This is a genomic window from Sulfuricurvum sp. (assembly GCF_019163035.1).
Taxonomy (GTDB): Bacteria; Campylobacterota; Campylobacteria; order Campylobacterales; family Sulfurimonadaceae; genus Sulfuricurvum.
Genome location: NZ_JAFLKV010000008.1, coordinates 16,569 through 22,950 on the forward strand (window position 1 = coordinate 16,569; position 6,382 = coordinate 22,950).

At 44.6% G+C, this 6,382-nt stretch carries 8 protein-coding genes and 1 pseudogene; 5 read left to right on the plus strand and 4 right to left on the minus strand.

Translation table 11 applies throughout. The annotated features are described in order from the left end of the window. The 4 genes and pseudogenes from JZU62_RS00835 to tpx all read left to right on the plus strand — a co-directional run. Positions 1 to 695: pseudogene (locus JZU62_RS00835) on the plus strand (1-deoxy-D-xylulose-5-phosphate reductoisomerase); the annotation flags it as partial. Further along, entirely contained in the window at positions 689 to 1,219 is a 531-nt protein-coding gene (locus JZU62_RS00840) for an alpha/beta hydrolase (RefSeq protein ID WP_295011002.1), read from the plus strand. The pseudogene JZU62_RS00835 and the gene JZU62_RS00840, both read left to right, overlap by 7 nt. After that, a complete protein-coding gene (tsaD, locus tag JZU62_RS00845; protein ID WP_295011005.1) occupies positions 1,216 to 2,193 on the plus strand; it encodes a tRNA (adenosine(37)-N6)-threonylcarbamoyltransferase complex transferase subunit TsaD in 978 nt (325 codons plus the stop codon). Before JZU62_RS00840 ends, tsaD begins: the two co-directional genes overlap by 4 nt. 101 nt (positions 2,194 to 2,294) lie before the next feature. After that, positions 2,295 to 2,798, plus strand: coding sequence for a thiol peroxidase (gene tpx, locus JZU62_RS00850; RefSeq protein WP_295011007.1), 504 nt, complete (start codon positions 2,295 to 2,297; stop codon positions 2,796 to 2,798). Between the two features lie 52 nt (positions 2,799 to 2,850). Here the strand turns inward: tpx and JZU62_RS00855 are convergent, their stop codons facing one another. The 4 genes from JZU62_RS00855 to recA are packed head-to-tail and all read right to left on the minus strand — an operon-like array spanning position 2,851 to position 6,065. Continuing rightward, the gene (locus JZU62_RS00855) at positions 2,851 to 3,462 is read right to left on the minus strand and encodes an AMIN domain-containing protein (RefSeq protein ID WP_295011009.1); all 612 of its coding nucleotides are present in this window, start codon (positions 3,460 to 3,462) and stop codon (positions 2,851 to 2,853) included. A gap of 13 nt (positions 3,463 to 3,475) precedes the next feature. Beyond that, positions 3,476 to 3,763: a hypothetical protein gene (locus tag JZU62_RS00860; RefSeq protein WP_295011012.1), complete on the minus strand. Its 288-nt coding sequence runs from the start codon at positions 3,761 to 3,763 to the stop codon at positions 3,476 to 3,478. Continuing rightward, on the minus strand, positions 3,763 to 5,031 hold the full coding sequence (gene eno / locus JZU62_RS00865) for a phosphopyruvate hydratase (RefSeq protein WP_295011014.1): 1,269 nt from the start codon (positions 5,029 to 5,031) through the stop codon (positions 3,763 to 3,765). Before eno ends, JZU62_RS00860 begins: the two co-directional genes overlap by 1 nt. Next, positions 5,028 to 6,065, minus strand: a complete 1,038-nt coding sequence (gene recA / locus JZU62_RS00870; RefSeq protein ID WP_295011028.1) for a recombinase RecA — start codon at positions 6,063 to 6,065, stop codon at positions 5,028 to 5,030. The genes eno and recA overlap by 4 nt, the downstream gene beginning before the upstream one ends. 186 nt (positions 6,066 to 6,251) lie before the next feature. On the opposite strand from recA, the gene JZU62_RS00875 reads away from it, so the two are divergent. Continuing rightward, on the plus strand, positions 6,252 to 6,382 hold a 131-nt coding region (locus tag JZU62_RS00875), incomplete at its 3' end, for an MqnA/MqnD/SBP family protein (protein ID WP_365956162.1).

Consider the following 6,382-nt stretch of genomic DNA (forward strand, 5'->3'; position numbering starts at 1 on the left):
TCCCGATTGACAGCGAACATTTCGGATTGTGGTATCTCAACCAAACCCCTCGTCCGATCAGCCGCATGGTGATCACCGCAAGCGGGGGAGCCTTTCGGGATTGGCCACTAGAAAAACTCTCTTCCGCTACCCTAACCGATGCCCTCAAACACCCCAACTGGTCGATGGGGCAAAAGATCACCATCGACAGTGCCTCGATGGTGAACAAGCTCTTTGAACTCCTCGAAGCCCGCTGGCTTTTTGGTGAGGGGGAATACGATGCCCTTATCGAGACCAAATCACTTATCCACGCCCTTATCGATTACAAAGACGGCTCTACAACTGCCCATTTCGCCCATGCCGATATGCGCCTCCCTATCGCTTACGCCCTTATGGGAAAAGTGGATACTCCTATTGTGGATCGAATCGATCTAACCCGCGTGGGTGCCCTCGAATTTAGAGATATCGAGAAAGAGCGCTACCCGATTTGGGAGATCAAAAACGATCTACTTGCTAATCCTGCACGAGGTGTTATTGTCAATGCGGCAAATGAAGTAGCGATTGAACGTTTTGTTGCCGGCGAGATCCGTTTTATCGACATTTCGACGATGATCCTACGTGCTTATGAGTCGTTTCACACCGCTCCCGAATCGGTAGAGGCTATTTTTGCCCTCGACATTGAAGTGCGTGCGTTTGTCAGAGGACTATCATGCTAAAAGTGCTAATGCTACACGGTTGGGGTGGAAGCGATGATCCCCACTGGCAAGCGTGGCTTGCAGGTGAAATCGCCAAAGATTACGGCACGGTTGCATTCCCGTTGTTAGATAATCCCCATTTCCCGAGTAAAAATCGGTGGATGAAACAGATCAAATCAATTCTTGCCGATTTTGGGCCCGATGTCGTCATCTGCCATTCATTGGCAAATATTGCGTGGTTTCATCTCTGTAATGAGGGGGAAATATCCCCCATCAAACGGCTATTGCTCGTCGCCCCTCCTCATCTAACATGTAGTATCGAGACTCTTAAAACCTTTTTTCCTCTCGAAGCTCCTAAAAATCTTTTTGCTGAAGAGGTATTGCTAGTCACATCGACGAATGACCCCTATATGAGCACAGAAGAGGCATCAGCACTTCAAAAAGCTTTGGGTGTAGAGATGATAGTCATCGAAGAGGGTGGACACATTAATACCGCCTCAGGATTCGGAGAATGGCCATTTGTCAAAGAGTGGGTGATTCAATGATCCTCAGTATCGAAAGTTCGTGCGACGATAGTTCTATAGCAATAACCGAAATCGCGACAAAAAAACTCATCTACCACAAAAAGATTTCTCAAGAGTTAGAACACTCCGTCTATGGTGGTGTTGTTCCCGAACTCGCCAGCCGTCTCCATGCCGAAGCGCTTCCCAGGATTTTAGCTGAGTGTGAGCCGTGGTTCAATCAACTCAAAGCCGTTGCTGTCACGAATGAGCCGGGGCTAGGGGTAACTCTCATTGAGGGTGTTACGATGGCAAAAGCGCTGAGTATCTCTCTGGGTATCCCGATCCTCCCGATCAACCACCTAAAAGGGCATATCTATTCTCTTTTCATCGAAAAAGAGGCAATTCTCCCTATAACCGTATTGCTCGTTTCGGGTGGTCACACACAACTCATAGAAGTCAAATCGTATCACGAGATGGAGACGGTTGCTACCACGATGGATGATAGCTACGGAGAGAGTTTCGATAAAGTGGCTAAAATGATGCATTTAGGTTATCCGGGAGGGCCGTTGATCGAGCAACTTTCCCGTGAGGGCGATGCGACCCAATTTGCCTTTACCGTCCCTCTGTGGCAATCACCCCTCATCGCATTTAGCTATTCGGGACTTAAAAATCAGGTTCGCCTAGCGGTCGAAGCCAACGAATCATCCGCTTATCCCGACATCGCGAGCGCATTTCAAAAAACGGCGACCGAGCACCTGATCCAAAAGCTCAAAAAGTATTTTAAATCCCATCCGCCTAAGCGTTTCGCCATCGTCGGCGGAGCGAGTGCCAACCTCTATTTGCGTGAACGTGTTATGGAATTGTTAGCACCCCACAAAGCTGAGCTTTTTCTCTCAGAACTCACGTACTGCTCTGATAACGCCGCTATGATCGGACGCGCCGCCCTCGAAGCATACGCAGAAAATGCATTTGCCTCATGTTCCGATATTACGATCAATCCTCGTTGTAAACTTTAGGAATGCTTAATGCATTACATCTATTCCATAATTCAGACTTAAATTATCCGATTTAAAATATACTTCTCTCATAAATTAAAACATAAAAACAAGGAGCCAATATGGCAACGACAAAATTCAAAGGTACCGACGTAGAACTTTTAGGAAACACTGTAAATGTAGGTGATAAAGCTCCAGAAGTAACGGTTGTAAATTCAGCTGGTTTGGGTGATGTAACAGTAGGCGGCGCTCAAGGTAAAAAACAACTAATCATCGTTGTTCCATCATTGGACACGGGTGTATGTGCAACTGAAACTCGTAACTTCAACGCTAAAGCTGCTGGTTTGACTAACGTTATCACGACTATCGTATCTCTTGACCTTCCGTTTGCAGCGGGTCGTTTTTGCCAAGCTGAAGGTATCGATAATTTGACAGTATGTTCAGATTTCCGTAACAAAGACTTCGCAAACGCATACGGTGTATTGCTTGGTGGTTCTGTTCTTGCAGGTGTAACATGCCGCGCGATCTTCGCAGTAAACGAAGAGGGTGTTGTTACCTATAAAGAGATCGTTCCTGAAATCACAGAAGAGCCTAACTACGACGCTGCATTGGCTGCCGTAGCCTAAGTGCATCCTCTCTCCACTCGGAGAGAGATCAATCCTCACACTTCAGAACTTCTCAATTACAAGTAATACTGATCAATCCACCCGATTTATTTAACGAATAGGTATAACGTCCATCCAAAGTGATTGACATACGGGCAAATTCGCCATGATTTTCAACCGATACATTCATATACGGTGCCGCATTGAGTGTCTTCTGTTCACTCTTAAATACGCCGTTGTGTTTAAAATCAAGAATGATACGGTTAGGATTACTAAGAACAAAATGGCGAGAAAAGGGATCTGATGTTTTAACGATCAGATTTTTCCCTTGAGTAGTGATTTGTATAAATCCGAAATTTGCCCCTGATGAGCTTTTTGAAGTTTGTGGCTGTACCGATGCACCCGATTGCGAGATGGTGATCGGACGGTGCCAATCAATGCTTTGATCAACTAGCACCTTTTTCTCTTCAAAGCTTCCATCCAAATTTTGTATCGTAAAGGTCACCTCTTTGAGAATACGTGACTGATCAGGAAAAGTATAGTTGATCGTACCCATTTTAGGGCGCTCGTCGGGAATATTAGAAGTTACTTTCTTTTTTTTGGATTCATCTGTGGGGAAAAAAGGATTTTCTCGTGCGACAAGGGTTGAAAGAAGTAATAAAGAGAGGCAAAGTGAGTATTTCATAAATCTCCCATTACTATTGTGAGTCAGCATCAAGCTCTTTAAGCTCAAAATACTGTTTTTGCAAAGAGGCATTTTCAGCTTTCAGCCGATCAATATCTCCACTTAAATAATCTTGGTGCTCTTCGAGATCAAGAAGGACGCTCAAAGAGTTATCACCGAAGAAAATGAACCCCATATAAACACCCACAACCAAAACAACACCCGCTGCAAGGAAAAATTTAGGGGTAGGTAAGCCGAAATAACGCTCACTTAGACTCTCTCCCTCCTCATGCGACAGCAGTTGTTGATCATCGTGATGCATTAGTTAAAGAGCGCGCTCCCCAAATATTCGCCGTACATTACTTCCGTTTCAATCTCTAACAAACGGTTGTATTTAGCTGTACGCTCACCGCGCGCGGTTGAGCCGGTTTTGATCTCACCACAGTTGAGTGCCACCGCAAAATCAGCGATAAATGCATCTTCACTCTCACCTGAACGGTGAGACATAACACATTTGTAGCCGTTTCGTTGTGCAAGGCGAACGGTCAACATCGTTTCAGAGACCGACCCGATTTGATTCGGTTTGATCAAAATCGAATTGGCGATCTCTTTTTCAATCCCCTCTGCCAAGATGTTTGCATTGGTAACGAACAAATCATCTCCGACGAGTTGAATTTTAGAACCTAAACGCTCGGTTAGGATTTTCCATCCTGCCCAGTCATCTTCACTCAAACCGTCTTCGATAGAGACAATAGGATATTTAGAGCAAAGATCAGCATAATAACTAACTAACTCTTCTGAGCTAACAGTTCTGTTTTCAGAATCAAGACGATAACCACCTTCAGTTACGAGTTCAGATGCCGCAACATCCAGAGCAATAGCGATCTGCTCTCCCGCTTTGTAGCCTGCTGCCGCAATCGCTTCCATGATCACTTGGATCGGTTCTTCATTCGAACTCAAATCAGGAGCAAATCCGCCCTCATCACCGAGTGCCGTATTCGCACCGCGCTTTTTGAGGATTGATTTTAGGTTATGATAAACCTCTGAAGAGGCACGAAGCCCTTCGGCGAAATCACTAAAACCAATCGGCATAATCATATACTCTTGGAAATCAACGCTGTTATCAGCATGGCTACCGCCGTTGATGATATTGAGCATCGGCACAGGGAGAACCATTGCATTCGCACCACCCAAATAACGATAAAGTGGAATGCCTAAGCTTTTCGCCGCCGCACGCGCTACTGCCATAGAAACACCCAAAACAGCATTCGCACCGAGATTACCGTAATTTTCGGTTCCGTCAATCTCTTTCATTACTGCATCGACCATCGCTTGGTTAAACGGACTAAGACCCATAACCGCATCCGCGATTTGAGTGTTAACGTTTTCTACCGCTTTAAGGACACCTTTACCCATGTAACGAGCATCGCCGTCACGCAACTCCAACGCTTCACGCTTGCCGGTACTTGCTCCACTTGGGACGATAGCACTTTCTCTTGTTCCATCACTCAACTGTACGGTTGCTTTTACGGTTGGATTCCCGCGAGAATCCATCACTTCGATTGCACTTACTTCATCAATAAAAATCATTCGTCTACCTCACCTATATCAGATTCATCCATAGCGATGATGCCGTTGACACCCATCGCCGCTTTAATTTTTTCTTCCACTTTACGAGCTAATTCCGGCTCATCTTTAAACTTTTGCTTAACGTTTTCACGCCCTTGTCCGAGCTTTGTATCTTCAAAACTAAACCAAGCACCGCTTTTGTCAATGATGTCAAGCTTGACACCGTAATCGACCAGTTCTCCCTCTTTAGAGATACCCTCACCGAACATGATATCAAATTCTGCTTGACGAAACGGTGGTGCCACTTTATTTTTGATTACTTTTGCTTTGACACGGTTCCCGATTTGGCTCTCACCTTGTTTGAGTGTAGCGATTTTACGGACATCGATACGTACCGATGCATAAAATTTCAGTGCATTTCCGCCGGTAGTCGTCTCCGGTGAACCGTACCCCATCGTACCGATTTTCATACGGATTTGATTGATAAAGATAATCGTACAGTTCATTTTGTGCATGATACCGGTGAGCTTACGCAATGCTTTTGACATCAAACGGGCTTGTACCCCCACTTGTTGGTCGTTCATCTCCCCTTCGATCTCCACTTTCGGTGTCAACGCCGCAACCGAGTCGATAACGATCAAATCAACGGCTCCACTACGAACAATCGTTTCAACGATATCGAGTGCTTGCTCACCGTAATCGGGTTGAGATACAAGAAGATTTTCGACATCTACACCAAGATTTTTAGCGTATCCGATATCGAGGGCGTGTTCCGCATCGATAAAGGCACAAATCCCACCGTTTTTTTGACATTCGGCAGTAATTTGAAGACTGAGGGTTGTTTTTCCCGAACTCTCAGGTCCGTAAATTTCAATAACGCGTCCTTCTGGGATTCCACCGATTCCAAGGGCTAAGTCCAGACCAATAGAACCTGTACTTATTGAATTAATAGGTTCAATCTCTTTGTCCCCAAGACGCATCAACGTCCCTTTTCCGAACGTTTTGTCGATTTGCTTCATCGCAAGTTCAAGCGATTTAAGTTTGTTTGGATCCATCATGCTGTGCTCTCCTGAGACTAATATGTTTTAAAATTACGTCATAATATGACAAATTGAAATATATTTAAAAAATATGACAAATTGACATATTAATAATTCGCATTCTGGAATAGAGATATTTTAGCGTTATTTGGTTAAAATTTAATTGATTTGTCTTTATGAATAGGATTTTAAGTGAAAAAAATGGTGATTGCCCACTCCCCCGATGCCGATGATATCTTTATGTATTACGCCATCAAATTCGGATGGGTTAGTAAAGAGAATACGGTTTTTGATAATATTGCCTTAGATATTGAGACCCTCAACACCGAAGC

What these genes read in the sequence shown, in the direction of transcription:
- tpx (WP_295011007.1), top strand. Translation starts at nt 2,295, where the DNA reads ATGGCAACGACAAAATTCAAAGGTACCGACGTAGAACTTTTAGGAAAC.
- JZU62_RS00840 (WP_295011002.1), top strand. Translation starts at nt 689, where the DNA reads ATGCTAAAAGTGCTAATGCTACACGGTTGGGGTGGAAGCGATGATCCC.
- eno (WP_295011014.1), bottom strand. Translation starts at nt 5,031, where the DNA reads ATGATTTTTATTGATGAAGTAAGTGCAATCGAAGTGATGGATTCTCGC.
- tsaD (WP_295011005.1), top strand. Translation starts at nt 1,216, where the DNA reads ATGATCCTCAGTATCGAAAGTTCGTGCGACGATAGTTCTATAGCAATA.
- JZU62_RS00855 (WP_295011009.1), bottom strand. Translation starts at nt 3,462, where the DNA reads ATGAAATACTCACTTTGCCTCTCTTTATTACTTCTTTCAACCCTTGTC.
- JZU62_RS00860 (WP_295011012.1), bottom strand. Translation starts at nt 3,763, where the DNA reads ATGCATCACGATGATCAACAACTGCTGTCGCATGAGGAGGGAGAGAGT.
- recA (WP_295011028.1), bottom strand. Translation starts at nt 6,065, where the DNA reads ATGGATCCAAACAAACTTAAATCGCTTGAACTTGCGATGAAGCAAATC.